The 16,790-nt window shown below is 56.4% G+C and carries 14 protein-coding genes; 5 read left to right on the plus strand and 9 right to left on the minus strand.

The window, feature by feature from the left end; translation table 11 throughout:
• Positions 1-6: 6 nt before the first annotated feature.
• Positions 7-1,269 carry an MgtC/SapB family protein gene (locus LG198_RS01895; protein ID WP_230341475.1) on the plus strand — a complete coding sequence of 421 codons (1,263 nt, stop codon included), beginning with the start codon at positions 7-9 and terminating at the stop codon, positions 1,267-1,269.
• A 177-nt stretch (positions 1,270-1,446) separates the two neighbouring features.
• Here the strand turns inward: LG198_RS01895 and LG198_RS01900 are convergent, their stop codons facing one another.
• The 5 genes from LG198_RS01900 to LG198_RS01920 all read right to left on the minus strand — a co-directional run bounded on the left by LG198_RS01900 (position 1,447) and on the right by LG198_RS01920 (position 8,016).
• Entirely contained in the window at positions 1,447-2,871 is a 1,425-nt protein-coding gene (locus LG198_RS01900) for a sulfatase family protein (RefSeq protein WP_230341476.1), read from the minus strand.
• Between the two features lie 75 nt (positions 2,872-2,946).
• The gene (locus LG198_RS01905) at positions 2,947-5,679 is read right to left on the minus strand and encodes a TonB-dependent receptor domain-containing protein (protein ID WP_230341477.1); all 2,733 of its coding nucleotides are present in this window, start codon (positions 5,677-5,679) and stop codon (positions 2,947-2,949) included.
• A gap of 95 nt (positions 5,680-5,774) precedes the next feature.
• Positions 5,775-6,761: a FecR domain-containing protein gene (locus LG198_RS01910; RefSeq protein ID WP_230341478.1), complete on the minus strand. Its 987-nt coding sequence runs from the start codon at positions 6,759-6,761 to the stop codon at positions 5,775-5,777.
• Positions 6,742-7,242 carry a sigma-70 family RNA polymerase sigma factor gene (locus LG198_RS01915; protein WP_230341479.1) on the minus strand — a complete coding sequence of 167 codons (501 nt, stop codon included), beginning with the start codon at positions 7,240-7,242 and terminating at the stop codon, positions 6,742-6,744. The genes LG198_RS01910 and LG198_RS01915 overlap by 20 nt, the downstream gene beginning before the upstream one ends.
• A 174-nt stretch (positions 7,243-7,416) precedes the next feature.
• Positions 7,417-8,016: a protein-S-isoprenylcysteine O-methyltransferase gene (locus LG198_RS01920; RefSeq protein WP_230341480.1), complete on the minus strand. Its 600-nt coding sequence runs from the start codon at positions 8,014-8,016 to the stop codon at positions 7,417-7,419.
• A 121-nt stretch (positions 8,017-8,137) separates the two neighbouring features.
• Here LG198_RS01920 and LG198_RS01925 point away from each other — a divergent pair, with 121 nt between their 5' ends.
• Positions 8,138-8,374, plus strand: a complete 237-nt coding sequence (locus LG198_RS01925) for a hypothetical protein (RefSeq protein ID WP_230341481.1) — start codon at positions 8,138-8,140, stop codon at positions 8,372-8,374.
• Positions 8,375-8,485: 111 nt separating this feature from the next.
• Here LG198_RS01925 and LG198_RS01930 read toward each other — a convergent pair whose 3' ends face one another.
• From LG198_RS01930 to LG198_RS01940, 3 genes are all read right to left on the minus strand, one after another.
• Positions 8,486-10,981 carry a TonB-dependent siderophore receptor gene (locus tag LG198_RS01930; protein ID WP_230341482.1) on the minus strand — a complete coding sequence of 832 codons (2,496 nt, stop codon included), beginning with the start codon at positions 10,979-10,981 and terminating at the stop codon, positions 8,486-8,488.
• 104 nt (positions 10,982-11,085) lie between these two features.
• A complete protein-coding gene (locus LG198_RS01935) occupies positions 11,086-12,072 on the minus strand; it encodes a FecR family protein (protein WP_230341483.1) in 987 nt (328 codons plus the stop codon).
• Entirely contained in the window at positions 12,072-12,584 is a 513-nt protein-coding gene (locus LG198_RS01940; protein WP_230341484.1) for a sigma-70 family RNA polymerase sigma factor, read from the minus strand. Before LG198_RS01940 ends, LG198_RS01935 begins: the two co-directional genes overlap by 1 nt.
• Before the next feature lie 113 nt (positions 12,585-12,697).
• Here LG198_RS01940 and LG198_RS01945 point away from each other — a divergent pair, with 113 nt between their 5' ends.
• Entirely contained in the window at positions 12,698-13,282 is a 585-nt protein-coding gene (locus tag LG198_RS01945) for a LexA family protein (RefSeq protein WP_230341485.1), read from the plus strand.
• 304 nt (positions 13,283-13,586) lie between these two features.
• Here the strand turns inward: LG198_RS01945 and LG198_RS01950 are convergent, their stop codons facing one another.
• Entirely contained in the window at positions 13,587-14,162 is a 576-nt protein-coding gene (locus tag LG198_RS01950; protein WP_230341486.1) for a hypothetical protein, read from the minus strand.
• A gap of 206 nt (positions 14,163-14,368) precedes the next feature.
• On the opposite strand from LG198_RS01950, the gene LG198_RS01955 reads away from it, so the two are divergent.
• The gene (locus tag LG198_RS01955) at positions 14,369-15,496 is read left to right on the plus strand and encodes a porin (RefSeq protein WP_230341487.1); all 1,128 of its coding nucleotides are present in this window, start codon (positions 14,369-14,371) and stop codon (positions 15,494-15,496) included.
• A 66-nt stretch (positions 15,497-15,562) separates the two neighbouring features.
• On the plus strand, positions 15,563-16,786 hold the full coding sequence (gene fmdA / locus LG198_RS01960) for a formamidase (protein ID WP_230341488.1): 1,224 nt from the start codon (positions 15,563-15,565) through the stop codon (positions 16,784-16,786).
• The last annotated feature ends 4 nt before the right edge of the window (positions 16,787-16,790 follow it).

Here is a 16,790-nt window from a genome sequence, read left to right on the forward strand (position 1 = left end):
TGCCTTATGCCTGAGTCCGTTTCCGTAGAAGTCATGCTCAACCTGCTCATTGCCCTGGGGGCAGGGCTATTGATCGGCGCCGAGCGCGGCTGGCAGGAACGCGACGAGAAAGAGTCCTACCAGAGCGCTGGGATACGCACTTTCGCCTTGACCGGCCTGCTCGGTGGCTTGAGCGCCTTGCTCAGCCAGCACCTCGGCATCGCGGTATGGGTGACGGTGCTGGTGGCGTTGATGCTGGTCGTCAGCATCGCCTATGTGGGCGATTTGCGCCGTACCGGCGACCAGGGCATTACCAGCGAGCTGGCGCTGCTGATCACCTTCCTGCTGGGTAGCTTGGCGCTCTCGGGTTACGCCATGCTCGCCAGCGCCGGGGCCGTGGTGGTGGCCTTGCTGCTCAGCCTCAAGAATGTCCTGCATTCGCTCCTGAAACGCTTGAGCGAGACCGAGCTGTCCGGTGCACTAAAGCTGTTGTTCATCTCCGTGGTCATGCTGCCGGTGCTGCCGAACGAGACATATGACCCCTGGCAGGTATTCAATCCCTACACCACCTGGTGGATGGTGGTGCTGATCGCCGCCCTCAGCTTCATCGCCTATATCGCCGTGCGCCTGACCGGCACGCGCTATGGCCTGATGCTCACGGCCATCCTCGGCAGCCTGGTTTCCTCCACGGCAATGACATTGACCCTGTCGCGATTATCTTCCAAAAACCTATACAAATTGCTGGCAGCGGGATTGCTGGCGACATCGGGCTTGATGTTTCCGCGCGTGTTGCTGGAGGTCGCTGTGGTGAATCCATCTCTGTTGCCGCTGATCGCCTGGTCGCTGGGCACCATGTTCCTGGTCTACATGGCGGGAGCGGCTGTTTTCTGGCGGCGGGCTGTCAAGGAAGAGCCCGCAAACGCTGAAACTCCGCTGCGCAACCCATTCGAACTGGGGCCCGCGCTGCGGTTCGCCTTGCTGCTGACATTGATTCTATTCCTGGTGGAGGCGGGCAGGCGGTATTGGGGCGATGCCGGCGTCTACCTGGTTTCCCTCCTGGCCGGGATTGCTGACGTGGATGCCATTACCTTGTCCCTGTCGCGCAGCGCGCACCATGAGCTTGGCGGCCATGTCGCAGTGCAGGGTATTGTGCTGGCAGTGATCAGCAACAGTGTGTTCAAGGCCGCGTTGGTGGGTTTCATTGGCGGACGGGAGCTTGCATTGCGCACTTATCCGGTGGTCGCACTCGGCCTGGGCGCTGGCATATTGGTGATGTTGATGACAGCCTGATAGATTTGGCAGAAAGCATAAGGGCTGCAAATGCAGCCCTTGGGTGTTGATTCAGCGTCCAGTTAGGGCTGCTAACAAAATCCAGCGCAGCGATTCTGGCTAGGCGCTCTGTCGCAGGCAGTACAAGTAGTACGGCGAGGCAGAGCAACAACGCCAGAAGGGTTTTGTTAGCGGCTCCTAAGGGGCAGGTACGCCATGCCTGTCCGCCTGCATCTTGCCGTTCACGCTGTGCGAGCGTACATCCGGGGTAATCGGCAACATGCTGTTGTTCCAGTGCTGCCATTTTTCCTTGAGTTCGGCCAGCACCTGCGGGTGTTTCTCAGCCAGGTTGGCGCGTTCGCGTTGGTCCTTGCCCAGGTCGAACAGGAATTCATTACCGTTGATTTTCAGGTATTTCCAATCGCCCGAACGGGTGGCGGCCTGCTCTTGTCCCTTGTAGCGCCAGAACAAGGTGCGGGGGCGGATAGCGGCTTGCCCCAGGATGACGGGCAGTACGTTTTCACCATCGGGCTGATACTGGGCATCGGGCTGTGTACCAGCAGCAGCGAGCAAGGTGGGCAGCCAGTCCATGCTGGTGACTACTTGGGTAGAAACCTGTCCTGCCTCGATCTGTGCAGGCCAGCGGATAATGCCTGGCACGCGGATGCCGCCTTCCAGCAGCTCGGTCTTCTGTCCGCTGAACGGCCAGGTGTTTGAGAAGCGTTCGCCGCCGTTGTCGCTGGTGAAGACGACGATGCTATTGTCCGCCAGTCCTTGTTGTTCCAGGATGTTCAGCACGCGGCCCACCGCGGTGTCCAGGGCCTCGACCATCTTGCCGTAGGTTTCGAGGCTGCCGCCATCCAGGTGGAACAGGTTCTTGATCTCATGGGACACCGCTTCGTCTCCCGGGCCTTCCCACGGCCAGTGGGGGGCCGTGAAATGCAGAGAAAGCAAGAAGGGCTTGGCGGCAGTTTGCTTGCCTATATATTGGCTGGCGTGGTTTGCCACGATGTCGGTGTAGTAGCCGACTTCCTTGACCGGCACTTCGCCCTCATACAAGCCATCCGGTACATCAGAGCCGACGCCGGGCTTGTGCGTAAAGTAGTCCAGCGCCCCGGCGTAGTTGCCGAAGAATACGTCATAGCCGCTCTTGAGCGGGCCGAATTTCGGCAACGAGCCCAGGTGCCACTTGCCGAACAAGGCAGTGTTGTAGCCGACTTTTTTTAGCAGCGAGGGCAGCGTCGGGTGTTCTGGCGGCAGGCCTAGATGTTCCACGCTGCTGCCCGCGAGCGGTTCTTCCAGCCCGCCGCGCAGGCGGTACTGGTAGCGGCCAGTGATCAGCGCAAACCTGGTGGCTGAGCACACGCAAGAATTGGCATAGGTCTGGGTGAGGCGCAATCCCTGCTGGGCCAGCTTGTCCAGGTTTGGTGTCTTGAACGCAGTCTGGCCATAGACACCCAGGTCGGCATAGCCGAGGTCGTCTGCCATGATGAAGATGATGTTGGGTTTATTTTTTGCCTCGTTGCTGCCGAGAGCGGCATTTGCTAGGCCGGCATAGGGCAGCAGTGCCAGTGCAGGCACGGCTTGCAGGATGCGGCGGCGTGTTGGTTTGAACTGTGTCACGATGTTTCCCTTCAGTCAGAGTATGAAAAGTTTGCATTCCCGGACAATGCCGAGTTGCCCGGGAACGGTTAAAGCCTAAAACTTGGTGCGGAATACCACGCCCAGGTAGCGGCGCTGGCCGATACCGTCCCAAAGCACGGGAGTAGTGGCGTTATAGGAGCCGACGCTGGTGGTGTACACCTTGTCGAAGATGTTCTTGCCGACGATGTTGAGCTCCCAGTTGTCCTTTTTGCCGCCGATGATGCCGAAGCCGCCATCGGTGACGGAATAGCCGCCTTGCTCGCCGTATTCGGAAAGCAGGATGTCAAGATTCTGCTTCGAACGGATGACGGTGCTCATGAAGGCGTGCCCCTTGAGTCCTCCCCAGATCGGGCGCGTGTAATGGAACCCGAAAATACCAGTCAGCTTGGGGGCGGAGGAAATCTGCCTGCCGGTGTTGTCGCATGTGGTGGTGATAGGAAGGTTGAGCTCGGTTGGGCAAGTGGCGCCATCCCAGTCCGAGTACTTCGCGCGGTTATAGGCGCCTGCGAAGGTGAACGTCCATCTGTCTGTTGCCCGGTATGCGCCTTCCAGTTCAACACCTGTCGCGGTAATTTCGGGAATATTGCCCAACTGCGAGCTGTAACCACTGGTGGATGATGGATCTATGACCGTGGTGGTGGATTGGTAGCCTCTGACGCGGGTGCGGTAGAAGTTGGTGTTCAGCATCAATTTGCGGTCGAGGAAAAGGCCCTTAAAGCCGAGTTCGAAGTCCAGCACCTTCTCTGGGTCGGCATTGAGCGGCTGGCCGGTACCTGTGATAAAAGATACGCCGCCCGACTTTTCCCCGCCTGCCGCAGAGGCATAGAACATCAGGTCGTCGTTGACTTTGTAATTGGGACTGATGAGCCAGGAGACAGAGTTGTCCTTGATTCTTTTACCATCCCGGCGGTCATATACGTTACCTATTACATTGCTGCGGATGGCTTCTGCAGTGGCATCGCCAAAACCGCCATCATTACCCTCAGTCCATTTCTCGCCTGTGCTGTCCTTGATTTCATAGGTGTTGCGCAGGCCAAGGGTCAAGGTGGCTTTCTCGGTCAAATGCCAGTTCAACTGGCCGAATGCGGCATAACTATCGGTTTCCGGAGTGAAGCGGCTGTACGATCTCAGGCCGTTCAATGATTGTTGCAGCAGGGAAGGGTTGCCGCTCAGGGCGGTGTATTGCGCCGCATTGGCATAGAATGCGCCGGCATCGCTGCCGTACTGGGTATGGTTGATTTGGTTGGTTTCGCTATGCAGGTAGAAAAAACCGACCTGGTAATCGATGACTTCGCCGATATCGGAAGCCAGGCGGAACTCCTGCGACCATTGCTTGGTGTCGATAAAAGCACCAAATTTGGCAATATCAAACCGCGTCTGGTCCAGGTCGTTGATGCCGGTGAAGGAATATTTGCGATAGGCGGTGATCGATGTCAGCACATGTGATCCCAGGTTCCAGTCCAACTTGGCGGAAGCGCCGTAGTTCCTGGTTTTTATTGGCTCCACCTGGCCGACGTCGAGCTTGTCCTTGGAGCCAATGATGGGCTGGTAGCCATTGAAGTAGCCCCGGGCCAGGCGCGAGCTATAGGTGATGGGCCTGTTTGCACCGGTGGCGAAGGCCGTCGGGTCTTCTTGGAATGGCCGGGTGTTGCTGTATTCCGACAGTTCCGAATAATCCACACTGAATTTCGCGCTGAAATCCTCTGTCGGCGTCAGTAGCAACTGCACCTTGCCGCCCCGGCGGTTACGTTCGTGGAAGCGTTGATCGGAAAGCGTGTTGGGGTTGGTGTTTTCAAGATCACCCTCCTGCCTGTCAAAGAAGAATGAAGCACGGTAAGCCGCTACGCCATCCACCAGGGCATCGGAAATCGAGCCGCGTGCGCGCATTGCGCCCGGGAAGTCGCTGCCGTTCTGCTGTGCGCCAACTTCACCTTCGAAATAGGCCTGGCGCGTGAAGGTGGGTTCCTTGCTCACGTACTGGACCACGCCCAGGGTCGTATTCTTGCCTTTCAAGGTGCCTTGCGGGCCGCGCATGACCTCGACACGGTCGATGTCGGTGAAGTCGAGGAAGCTCATGCCGGGATGGCTGAGGTAAACGTCGTCGACGATGACGCCAACCCCGGCTTCCATCGCCTCGTTGACGGTGGTTTTGCCGATGCCGCGGATGGAAATGCCGGAGCGGCGGGAGTTGGGGATGGTTGCAGTCAGGCCAGGCGTGATGCGCGTCAGGTCATCGATGGTGACGATGCGTTCCCGATCCAGCTTTTCCGCGCCGAATACGGACACCGGAATCGGGATGTCCTGGGCGATTTCCTCGCGGTTGCGCGAGGTGACGACGACTACGCCCAGCGCTGCGGAGTTTGCCTCTTCCAATGCTGTTTGCTCCGCGGCTTCCAATGCCAGCGGCTTGTTGTCAGCGGCCGACTGCGAAGTTCTCTCCAGGGTGTAGCCTGCTGCGCTTCTTCTTGCGACCAGGCCGGTGCCCTGGAGCAGGGTGCTGAGACCTGCCTCAGTGGTATAGCTTCCTTCCAGGTCATGGCTGCGCAGGTTGCGTACCTGCTCTGGCGTGAACAGGATATTGACGCCGGCCTGCTTGGCGAACTGGTTGAGCGCATCGGTCAGCGGCTCGGCTGGGATATGGTATTCGCGCTGCGCGGCTTGCTGCTGGGGCTGCGCTTCTGCCGCTTGTAGAGCTGCGGGCAGCGAGATGCCAAGTGATACGGCAATCAGGCTGCTGGACAGCTTCAGCGCCAGTCTGGATCGTTGTGGCTTCTTGTGAGCGTGCATGGGGTTCCTTTGCATACATTCATGGGCGGCATGATTGCCTTACATGGGATATGCCGAACCGCAAACTCAAACCCGACAAAAATAAATGAAAAAATTTAAATTGATGCCCGGCGGCCTACGCTGACCCACCAGCGTGTTTTGTAATTGATGGCAACCGGCAGCCTGAGTGGCAGCAGGCTGAGCAGTTTGTCGGTGTCGTCGAGTTGGAATACGCCTGAAAGGCGCAGGTCGGCGACTTCGGCATCACACCTGAGATGTCCTGTCCGGTAGCGGGCGACTTCGGCAATAAAGTCCGCCAGGCGCATGTCCTTGACGACCAGTGCGCCCTGGGTCCAACCATCCGCCTCGATGGGCGTTTGCACAAGGTCGAGATGATCCTGGTGGATGAGGAAATGCTGGCCCGCTTCAGCCACTTCCTGCGGCGCGTGAAACGCCGAAGGCGTCATGGCGACTTTGCCTTGCTGCATGCTGAGCAGGGTGGCGTCATCTTCCAGCCGCACCACGAAACGGGTGCCGATCGCCTCAAGCAGCACATCACGGGTTTGCACGCATAGCGGTCTTTTCTGGGCGGAGTGCAGGTCCGGGCCGCTGGTAACCATGATCTCTCCCCGATTCAATACAATCAGGCGCCGGCTCTCGTCAAAACGGATATCCACGGCGCTATCGGTATTGAGGAACAGCTCGCTGCCATCGGCCAAGATGAAGCTGCGGCGTTCCCCGATGTCGGTACTGTAATCCGCTATCCATTGCTGCCACGGCGCGATCTCGCGCCCGATCAGCGTTGAGCTGCCAGCGAGTATTGCCAGGGTGAGCAATTTGAGGGAGCGGCGTTTTTGCGTGCGCTGCATGGTGGTTTGCAGTACTTGCGCCGTCTGGGCGTTGTCCGGCAGGGCATGCAGGTTTTCCCGCATCTCGCCGTGCATGAGGCAGACACGCTGCCAGGCCAGCTCGTGCCGCGGGTCTGCCTGTCGCCATGCCGTGCATGCTGCAAGCACGGCGTCGTTTCCGCGATTGCTTTGCAGCTTCACCAGCCAGTCGATTGCCTGCTTGACCAGGGTGTCGTCAAGTCGCGGCGATGTCATTGCCGAAGCGCAGTTGGTAGCATTGAAAAAGCGCCTCTGCCACATAGCGTTCCACCGTCCGCACGGACACGCTGAGCGCCTTTGCGATCTCCGCGTAAGGCTTTTCCTCGAGCTGGGCAAGGAGGAAGGCGTGGCGCACCTTGGGCTTGAGCTTTTCAAGCGACTGGGCGATCGCTTCCAGCGTCGACAATACGATGTGTTGTTGCTCCATTGAAGGCACGGCGTCCAGGGGCAGGGCATGCATCGCTTCCTGCCAGGCCCGGTGCAGGTCTTCGCGCCGCCAGTGGTCTATGACCAGGCCGCGGGCGATGGTCAGCAGGAAGGCGCGAGGCTCTTGCAGTTTTGCCGGGTGGGGTTTGAGCAGCAACTTGAGGAAAGTGTCATGCGCAATATCCGCTGCCTGGGCATGGCAGCCGAGCTTGCCGCGCAGCCAGCCGAATAGCCATGAATGGTGCTGCAGATATAAATGTTCAGTATTCATAATGCGATGCGGTTGTGAACAAGTTCCCAGTGCCATTGCCGGATGCATGAATGAAGCTTGCTTATTTGTTTATTAATTTATCACATCATAATTTCGATGAAATATAATTAATAATTATTAGTATAGTTGTTTGTTGATTTTCGCCTACAAGCGGAAGCTATCCGAATTGAAAGTTCAATGCGCGGGGGGATGTTGCCCAAACGGCAATATGCGGCCGCTGCGTTGCATGTATTGCGCATATTCATTGCCGAACTCACGCAGCATCATGGCTTCCTCGCGCGGTACGCGCAGCCAGTACATCAGGCCGAAAGCGACCAATCCAGCCGGCCCTACCAGCCAGTTAGCGACCAGCAATGCCTGAGCAATGCACCATAGCCATATCGAGGCGTACATGGGGTGGCGCATGGAACGGTAAACCCCGTGCGTCACCAGGCCTTGCTGGTCGCGGATTTCCAAAGTCACCGACCAATTGTCGCCGAGGTCGTGGTGGCTGCGCCAGAATAGCCACATCGCGGCCATCATGATGAAGCTGCCGGCCCAGCCAGCCCAGGGCTGAAAACCGTAATCGGCAAAATCGAGCCACGAAGTCGCCGCGTAGACCAAAGGCAATAGCATCATTCCCAGGCCCGCCAGCCCGAGCAGAATGCGCTCCTGCAGGTCTTTGTCGCTGCTGTTGATTTTAATGCGCCGCCTGCGCAAGGCATACGGGGTACGAATGAGGCTGCTGAGCAGGATAGCGGCCAAGAGGATGCCAAGCGCGAGCGTACGGTCCATGGTGGTAGATATTGAATTGGGAATTATTCTCATTCTATATTCGTGGCGATTTGCATACAACAATGCTCAACGAGGGCAACGGGATTTGCTATGATGCCGCCCTTTTCAAGGAGGAGTGCGCATGGCAGACAATCAGAAAAAAGCCAATATGGTGATCCTAGACCGGCCGATGATCTCGGTGGAAACGACGGAATACAAGGAAGTCAGAATCACCGTGATCGGCATGGATGGGGCGATGGAAAACATTCGCCAGCAGGAGTTGTTGTTTCCGCTGGATTGCGCGGAGCAGGTGGGACAGTTCCTGCTGCAGTTGGCAGGGCAGGCGGGAAGTGTGGAGACGGGGAAGCAGCCTGGCTAGTAAAAGAAAAACAGCAGGCAAGCCGGTTGTATAAAACTGGCCTGCCTGCTGTTAAATATTGATGATCAAGATCGCGAGTACTATACAGCTAACATGTCTCGCACAGAGATTTTAGAAATCATAGCGTAGGGTTAATCTGACGTTGCGCGGTGCTCCGTAGAATGTGGTCGGCCAGCTCGACACGTTTTGCCCAATAGTCTGATAGTACTTTTTGTCAAAGACATTGTTCAACGCGAAGAGTATGGAAAGGTGTTCGGATGCCTTGTACCCGGCAGTAAGGTCCACCAGACTGTAGCTATCCTGTTCGATTTTCCATTGCTGCCCGGCGGTGATTCCCTTGTTGAATACTGAGCTTTGATGATAGAAGCTTCCGCCCACACGCCAGCGGTTGAGTTCGCCTGGCAAGGTATACATGGTCGTCAATTTGAATTGGTGGCGTGGCAGGTCAGGATCGAACAGTGAGCCCTCGTTGTCCTTGTTGCTGTCTTTTTTGTATTTTGCGTCGGTGAAGGTGTAACCGGTAGCCAGTTGCCAATTGGGCGTGATCGCGCCATTGAGTTCGAGCTCGACACCCTGGCTGCGGACTTTTCCTTCGGCTTCGTAGCAGATGGTGCTTGGGTAAGATGCGCAGATCGTAGGATCTCCCACCTCTTTGGCGCGATTCTCCTGATCAATCTGGAAAAGCGCGATGCTAGCGTTTAGCGCGCCTTCGAAGTATTCGCCCTTGATGCCGATTTCGTAATTTTTGCCTTCGATAGGCTCAAGAAGCTGCCCACCTGCATTCCGGTTGGATTGCGGTTGGAAGATATCGGTGTAGCTTGCATAGAGGGTATGCTGCTGGTCCAGGTCGTAGAGTAGCCCGGCATAACGGGTGAGATGGCGGGTTTCCTTGGACTCTGTTGTGCTGATGGAGCCCTGCCAATTGTAGATGTACTGGTAGTCATACCAGTCGAGCCGCGCGCCCGCTATCAGCTTCAACTGGTCGCTCAAGGAAAAGCGCGTAGTGGCATAAACGCCTTCCTGGGTCATGTCGCGGTTGTCTCTCCAAGTATTCATATTGACGTTCGGTTTGGTCCAAGAGCTTGGATTGAACGAGTTGGGATCGGAGATGGTCGCGACGGCGCTAGTTCCTGAGCCATTACTATTGTAGTCGTCATCCCTGTAGCTATAGCCGGTTACGAATTCATGTGTCCTGCCAAGGAGTTGGAAGGGTCCGCTGAGATAGAGGTCGTAGCTGCTTTGAGTGTCATCATATGTGCCGCCCGATACCCGGTAGCCAAGAGAGCTCAGGTTGCTGGCGAGTCGTCCAGGATAGCCGCCAAGGTAGTTCAGCTCTGACCAACTCTTGTTGGCGGCTGCGCGCAACAGCCAGTCGTTGCTAAATTGATGTTTGATCTCTACAAACAGTGAATCCGTCTTCTTATCCCAGTATTCCCAGTCGGCGACGAATGATGTCGAGCGTGACAAATGCAGATTACTGCCGTTCGTTGCGGTGGGCAGTCCGCCGCCCCAGGCAACGTTGTTGTTTTCGTTCTGGTGGCTAAAGCTCAGCGTCAGGGTCGTCGAATCCGTCAGGTCGGCTTCTCCGATGGCATACAGCATGCTGTGCTCTTTGCCGATCCTGTCCTGGAAACTGTTGCCATCCTGATAAGTGGCGACAATTCGGCCGCGTAATTTTCCACTTTCCAGAAGCGGGCCTGAAGCATCGAGTTCGCCGCGGTAATTGTCCCAACTGCCAGCACTCAGGACGATGGACGATTGCGAAGTTGCGGTAGGGCGTTTGCGTACCAGATTGATTGCCGCGGACGGGTTGCCGCTACCTTGTATCAGTCCGTTCGCGCCGCGAACAACTTCTATCCTGTCATACATGGCCAGGTTGGCGGGAGTAACGGTATCGGCCGAAGCGCCCAGCGTGATGGGTAAGCCATCGTACATGACATTATCGATGGGGAAGCCTCTTGCATAGAGGTTGTAACGTTCTGCACCAATTTTCTGCATGCTCAGTCCTGGCGTCTTCATGACGGCGTCATTGATGGTGACTAGATCTTGATCTTCAATTTGCTGCCTGGTGACGACGGTGACCGACTGGGGCGTCTCACGAATGGAGAGCGCCAATTTCGTTGCTGTGCTCATCGACTTGGTGGTGTAGCTGCCACTGCCTTCCGTGACATAGTTTTTCTCTTTGCTGGCGGTCACTGCCACCTCGGGCAGGGTAGTGTTGCCGGGGGTGGATGCTGCTGCATCGCCTGCCATGCTGCTCGCCTTTCTCAAGCGATAGCCGCCGTTTTCTGCTGCAACCGCTTCCAGCCCGCTTCCTAGTAGCAATGCTGATAACGCCTGCTGTTCCGTGTATCGGCCTTGCAATCCTTTGCTGCCTATACCATGTGTCAGCGCCGGGTCGATGGCGACCATGCGGCCGGTGATGCGGCCGAACTCACCCAGGGCCGAGTCCAGCGTGCCTGCGGCAATCGCATACTGCTGAGTGGCGGTATTGGCTTGCTGCTCCGCCGCATGCAGGCGAGGCATGGCGGATATGCTGGCGCCCAGGGCCAGGCCGAGCAGGATGGCGTGTGTGATTTTTTTCTTGGCGAATGGCGTGGCGGCCATGTGGTTCTCCCTCTGGTTCAAGTTTGCGATGGCACCGTGAACAGGTGCTTATGCCTTACTTGATGCGCAAGCTTGGAAAACCTGCCATTGAAAACGAGAATTTTTTACAGATGATGCAAGGTGATCCAGTAACGTGTGAAATATTGCGCCCGGAGCGGCAGGGTTTCTTGCAGCAATCCAATGACGGCACGGGTGTCGGTGACAGCATAGGCGCCGCTGACAAGAATATCTGCGGCATCGCCGGCGCAGTCCAGCCTGCCGCGATGGTAGCGGTTGAGTTCCGCAACGAATGCGGACAGTGGCATGCGCTCTACGACCAGCATGCCGGACGCCCAGGCCATGTTGTTGTGATTGAGGGCGGCTGGCTGCATGATCGCCTGGCCGGTGAATTCGGCCTGCATGCCTGCTGTGAGGAGTTGGCTATTGGCGCTGTTGCGCGCTTGCAGGCGCACCGCGCCTGCGGCCACCATTACGCGGGTCGGTGCGTGGTTTTCGTGGCGCACGCTGAAGCGCGTGCCGACCGGGGTAACGGTGCCGTTGCTGGTCGCAACCACCATTGGCCTCGGGTCCTTTGCCGTCGTGATGAGGATTTCGCCATGGTGCAGGGTGATGCGCCTTTCATCGTCGAGGAATTCCACATCCAGCGCGCTGTCGGTGTTCATCAACAGGGAAGTGCCGTCCGCCAGGGTGAGCCTGCGCTGCTCGCCAACGCCAGTGCGTCGGTCCGCCGTCCACGATGTCCACGGCAATTGTTGCCAGGCCAATAGGCCGCTGCCGCCTGCAATGCTGATGCCGGCGACGGATTTCAGCACCATGCGGCGCTGCTTCCCGTTGGCGGATAATAGCGCCTGCCGTGCGACCGGAGCGGCTACCAGGCGATTGTTGGCTTGCAGGTCGGTTGCCAGGCCTGCCATGCGCTGCGATGCCAGCATATGGTGCGGGTCGGCTTGCAGCCAGGCTTGGTATTCGGCTTGCTCTCGCGGCGACAGCGCATCAGATTGCATCCTCATCATCCAGGTCGCGGCTTGCTCGATGATGTCTGCGGGGATGCTGCCGTTGTCCCCGTTCACCGGGGTGAACAATGCGTTCATTAGATTGCATCAGCCGTGTATACAGCTTGGTAGCAGTGCTGGAAGCCCTTGACCATGGCTTTCTGCACCACGTTGACCGAGATGCCGAGCTGCCTTGCGATATCGACATACTTCATGCCGTCGAGCTGGGACAGGAGAAAGATTTCCCGGGTGCGGGCCGGGAGGCCTTCCAGCACCCGGCTGATCGCAGCCAGGGCTTCCACCACCAGCGCCACGGGGCTAGTGGCCTCGGGTTGCGAAGCGAGCGCGTCGAGATAAGCCTGTTCCAATGCATAGCGGCGAAAGTGCTGGGCCACCAGGCGGGTGGATACGGTGGTCAAGTAGGCTTTGGGTTCGCGCAGGTCATGATACTGGTTGGCGGCCAGGATGCGCGTAAAGGTGTCCTGCGCGAGATCGGCAGCCTGTTCGACATTGCCCAGTTTCCTGCGCAGGAGTTGTACCAGCCAGCGGTAGTGTTCTTGGTAGATCACGTGCAGGGGATGGGATGTAGGCGGCGTGCTGGGGGAGTTCATAATGCGTACAAATGATAATTATTACCGAGTTTAGCAGATGGATTTAACCGATGGAAAAATTTAACAAAACAGGGGCTTGACACTGTGTACATTCGTACAGTAAATTTCCATCCATGGGACAAGACAAAGATTTTGAATACCTGGGCAAGATCCAGGACTACTTCGCAGAGCACAAGACGCTGCCTACATTCAGCCATGTGGCGCAGTTGCTTGGGTTCAAGTCAAAGAATGCCGTGACTTCGTTTGTGGCGCGGTTGAAGCTGCAAGGCTTCATCGACTACGCGCCGGACAAGCGGCTCAAGCCGGGCAGGCGCTTCTTCGAACGCATCATTGCCGAGAGCACGGTGCAGGCCGGATTCGCCACCCCTACCTATGGCGACAGCCTGGACACAATAGGGATCGACGACTACCTGATCGAGAAGCCATCGCAGACCATCTTGATCACGGTGCGCGGCGACTCCATGAAGGATGCGGGCATTTTCGACGGCGACGTCGTCATCGTCGAAAAGCGCGCGTTTGCCAATGTTGGCGATATTGTCGTGGCTATCCTGAACAAGGAGTTCACGCTAAAGACCCTGGGTAAGGAAGACGGACAATTTGTGCTGATTCCAGCCAATAGGGATTTTCCGGTCATTAGACCAAATGGGGATTTCGAGATATTTGGTGTGGTAGTTGGACAGTTTCGCAAATACGGCTAGACCTGAATTCTGCATCAAACAAAATGCCATTGCCTGGAAAATAGGCAGTGGCATTTTTTTATCGAATCAGGCAGTAGGTTACGCTGCGGCAGCGCGCATTCAAGTTTTATAAATACATCCTCAGCAGCGGCATGTATTTCGAGAAATACTACCTGGCCTTTGAGCAGGATAGGCGGTGGTGTATTGGGACTATGTCACCGAGTTCAGGCTCCTTGGTAATGCTGATCTGAACGAGGCGCTTTCCCAGGCCCTGGCAAGCCATCTTTGATTATGTAGCCTAAGCCCGGGATTAAGCATATGGGATTTACTCATGTGCCTGCAGTGCTTTCCATCCCAAGTCTTTCATGCACAGCAATAGCCCGCGTGTCGCTTTGGCAGTCCTGCCCGAAAGGTCTGGCTGGTGTTCTGGCCCCAGTTTGGCGACACATTGCTGGATATCTTCTTTTAGGCTCTCCGCGCCCCTGCCGGCCTTCCACCATGAGCTGACGATGAAAATATCCATCGGGTCTGCCGGTTTTTTGGCCGGTGGCGGCGGGGATGTGCTTTCTGCGTTGCTGGCGGGCGCAGCCGCTACTCCGGCAGCAGGCTCTGCGATCGCTGCTGTGTTGCGATAGTCTTTATTATAACTGGCCTTGATGACCGGGTCTTCGTCATCGCTGCCGCTGCCATCCATGGGGTTATGAAATACCCATCCGCTCTCTTCCATGCATTGGGCAAAGGCATCACCCTGTATTCCTTTGCTTTGGCACTGCTTCCTGGCTTCATTCAAGTCATTCACGCTGGCGCCGCGCTTGTAGGCGAACTCTCCGCCGCATCCTGCCAGTGTCATGGATAGTATTAATACGTTAGCAAGCACATTGCCTGTCCCTGGTTTTTTCATCTGCATTCCTTTTGTGCGGCACCCCTGATACAAGCGCCGCCAGTGTTTCGACGCACCCAAATTACCACGCCTGCTAAGACGGGCATGTACGCAATATGACGTATTTGAGCCCAGCCTTAGTCTAGCTAATCTAGCACCACGACAGCTTTGGGGATGACTCCCCGTTCAGGTTCACAGTGTTTTTAACTTCAAAAGGGGTCAGGGAAATGAAATTCAAGATGAAGAAGTGTGCACTCATGGTGGCATTGGCAACTTCTGCCGCATTGCCATCCATGAATTCGCAGGCGGCGGGCACCATCACCTTCGGTGAGGACAAGTCCATCAGTATCGGATTCGGCATGATTGGCAGCTTTTCAAGTGTGGAAGATGGTGCCGGCAACGGAAGCTCGCGTTCCAATGATTTCGATCTGAATTCGGCGCGTATCAATATTTCCGCATCGTTAAACAAGTATATCAAGGGCATCCTGACGACCGAGAAGGATATTGCGGGAGAAGGGTTCCAGGTCATTGACGCTGCGGGCATTATTCAATTCACGCCTAATTTCAGCATCTGGGCGGGTCGATTCCTGTCTCCAAGCGACCGCGCCAACATGGCAGGCCCCTACTATTCATTGGGCGGTAACTACTGGGCAAGCATTGCATCGCGTTATGGTTTTAATGGCGGCTACATCGGTCGTGATGATGGCGTGGCCGTCGTCGGCGATCTGGTGGAAGGGCGTCTCAGCTATTCCTTCGGCGTTTTTGAAGGAAACACCGCATTTAAGATTTCCCCGGTTGCGGATCAGGTCGCTTCCGTACGTGGCTCGGATGGCCTGATGTATGCCGGTCGCCTCCAGTACAACTTCTGGGATCTTGAGCCCGGCTATTACGGTACCGGCAATTATCTCGGCGCCAAGGATATTCTTGCCATCGGTATTGCCGGCAGAACCCAGAACAATGGTGCTGTATCCGCTACCGAGCAGGGCAAATACAGCTCTTACAGCATCGACTTTCTGCTTGAAAAGAGAGGTGTGGGGCCTGGTGCCATCTCATTGGAAGCCGCCTATTACGACTACGACACCGATGATGTCTTTCTCAGCGAGCAAGGCAAGGCCTATTCGGCCGGCGCTGGCTATATCTTCAATGAAAAGGTGGGTTGGGGACAATTCCAGCCGTTTGTCCGTTACCAGAGGTTCGACGCGGATTCGAATGTAGACACCAAGAAATATGACCTCGGTGTTGCCTACATCATCGATGGATACAACGCCCAGGTCAGCGGGTTCTATTCGAAGCAAAAAACCACGGGTATCTCCGATGCCGACAGCATCGTGTTTGCGCTGCAGTTGCAGTTTTAGTTGGGGGATGGCCGCCATCTCTGGGTGGCGGTCATCGTGAGTTTAGTTGTTAAAGGAGATGTATAGATGAAGACCTTGATTAAGCTGGATTATGACAAGCCAGCCTGGGAACAGGACGGCCAGATTCATAACCGTTGGCACCCTGATTTGCCGATGGTGGCCATGGTCAAGCCAGGCGACGAGTTCCGTGTCGAGTGCATGGACTGGACGGGCGGCCAGATCGGTAATAACGACAGCGCCAATGACATCCGTGATGTCGACCTGTTGCAGGTGCACTATCTGAGCGGTCCGATCGGCGTTGAGGGTGCAGAGCCAGGTGATCTCATGGTGGTGGATATCCTGGATGTCGGCACACTGGCGGATCAACAATGGGGTTTCAACGGCTTGTTTGCCAAGGATAACGGCGGTGGCTTCCTGACCGACCATTATCCAGATGCATCCAAAACCATCTGGGATTTTCATGGCATCTACACTACTTCCCGTCATGTGCCAAACGTCAAGTTCGCCGGCATCATGCACCCAGGCTTGATCGGCTGCTTGCCATCCCGCGAATTGCTGGATAAGTGGAACAAGCGCGAAGCCGACCTGATTGCCACCGACCCTGATCGCGTGCCTGCACTGGCGTTGCCACCCAATGAAAAGGCCGCTGTCATGGGCCGCCTCAAGGGTGAGGAAGCCGCAGCAGCGGCAAAAGAAGGCGCCCGTACCGTGCCGCCGCGCGACCATGGCGGCAACTGCGATATCAAGAACCTGACCAAGGGCTCGAAGATTTTCTTCCCGGTCTACGTCAAGGATGGCGGTCTGTCTATGGGCGACCTGCATTTCTCGCAAGGCGATGGCGAAATCACGTTTTGTGGTGCGATCGAAATGGCGGGCTATCTCGATATCAAGGTGAGCCTGATCAAGGACGGTGTGAAGAAATATGGCGTGAAGAACCCACTGTTCCAACCTAGTCCATTGACACCTAACTATCGCGACTACTTGATTTTTGAAGGCATCTCTGTAGATGAGCAGGGTAAGCAACATTACCTCGATGTGCATGTTGCCTACCGTCAGGCTTGCCTCAATGCGATCGAATACCTGAAGAAATTCGGTTACAGCGGCGAGCAGGCCGTGGCGATTCTTGGCACTGCCCCGGTTGAAGGCCATATCAGCGGCGTCGTGGATATCCCGAATGCTTGCGCCACCCTGTGGCTACCAACCGAGATCTTCGACTTTGACTTGAAGCCGAATGCAGATGGACCAGTGAAGATCATCACCGGCAATGTTGATGTTGCCAAGACTTCCTGAGTTG

Origin of the sequence: Methylobacillus arboreus (assembly GCF_020532725.1) — a bacterium.
Lineage (GTDB): Bacteria > Pseudomonadota > Gammaproteobacteria > Burkholderiales > Methylophilaceae > Methylobacillus > Methylobacillus arboreus.

Excerpts from the sequence above, each read along its gene's own strand:
- LG198_RS01895 (WP_230341475.1), top strand. The coding sequence starts at position 7 with ATGCCTGAGTCCGTTTCCGTAGAAGTCATGCTCAACCTGCTCATTGCC.
- LG198_RS01905 (WP_230341477.1), bottom strand. The coding sequence starts at position 5,679 with ATGCACGCTCACAAGAAGCCACAACGATCCAGACTGGCGCTGAAGCTG.
- LG198_RS01910 (WP_230341478.1), bottom strand. The coding sequence starts at position 6,761 with ATGACATCGCCGCGACTTGACGACACCCTGGTCAAGCAGGCAATCGAC.
- LG198_RS01915 (WP_230341479.1), bottom strand. The coding sequence starts at position 7,242 with ATGAATACTGAACATTTATATCTGCAGCACCATTCATGGCTATTCGGC.
- LG198_RS01920 (WP_230341480.1), bottom strand. The coding sequence starts at position 8,016 with ATGGACCGTACGCTCGCGCTTGGCATCCTCTTGGCCGCTATCCTGCTC.
- LG198_RS01925 (WP_230341481.1), top strand. The coding sequence starts at position 8,138 with ATGGCAGACAATCAGAAAAAAGCCAATATGGTGATCCTAGACCGGCCG.
- LG198_RS01930 (WP_230341482.1), bottom strand. The coding sequence starts at position 10,981 with ATGGCCGCCACGCCATTCGCCAAGAAAAAAATCACACACGCCATCCTG.
- LG198_RS01935 (WP_230341483.1), bottom strand. The coding sequence starts at position 12,072 with ATGAACGCATTGTTCACCCCGGTGAACGGGGACAACGGCAGCATCCCC.
- LG198_RS01940 (WP_230341484.1), bottom strand. The coding sequence starts at position 12,584 with ATGAACTCCCCCAGCACGCCGCCTACATCCCATCCCCTGCACGTGATC.
- LG198_RS01945 (WP_230341485.1), top strand. The coding sequence starts at position 12,698 with ATGGGACAAGACAAAGATTTTGAATACCTGGGCAAGATCCAGGACTAC.
- LG198_RS01950 (WP_230341486.1), bottom strand. The coding sequence starts at position 14,162 with ATGAAAAAACCAGGGACAGGCAATGTGCTTGCTAACGTATTAATACTA.
- LG198_RS01955 (WP_230341487.1), top strand. The coding sequence starts at position 14,369 with ATGAAATTCAAGATGAAGAAGTGTGCACTCATGGTGGCATTGGCAACT.
- fmdA (WP_230341488.1), top strand. The coding sequence starts at position 15,563 with ATGAAGACCTTGATTAAGCTGGATTATGACAAGCCAGCCTGGGAACAG.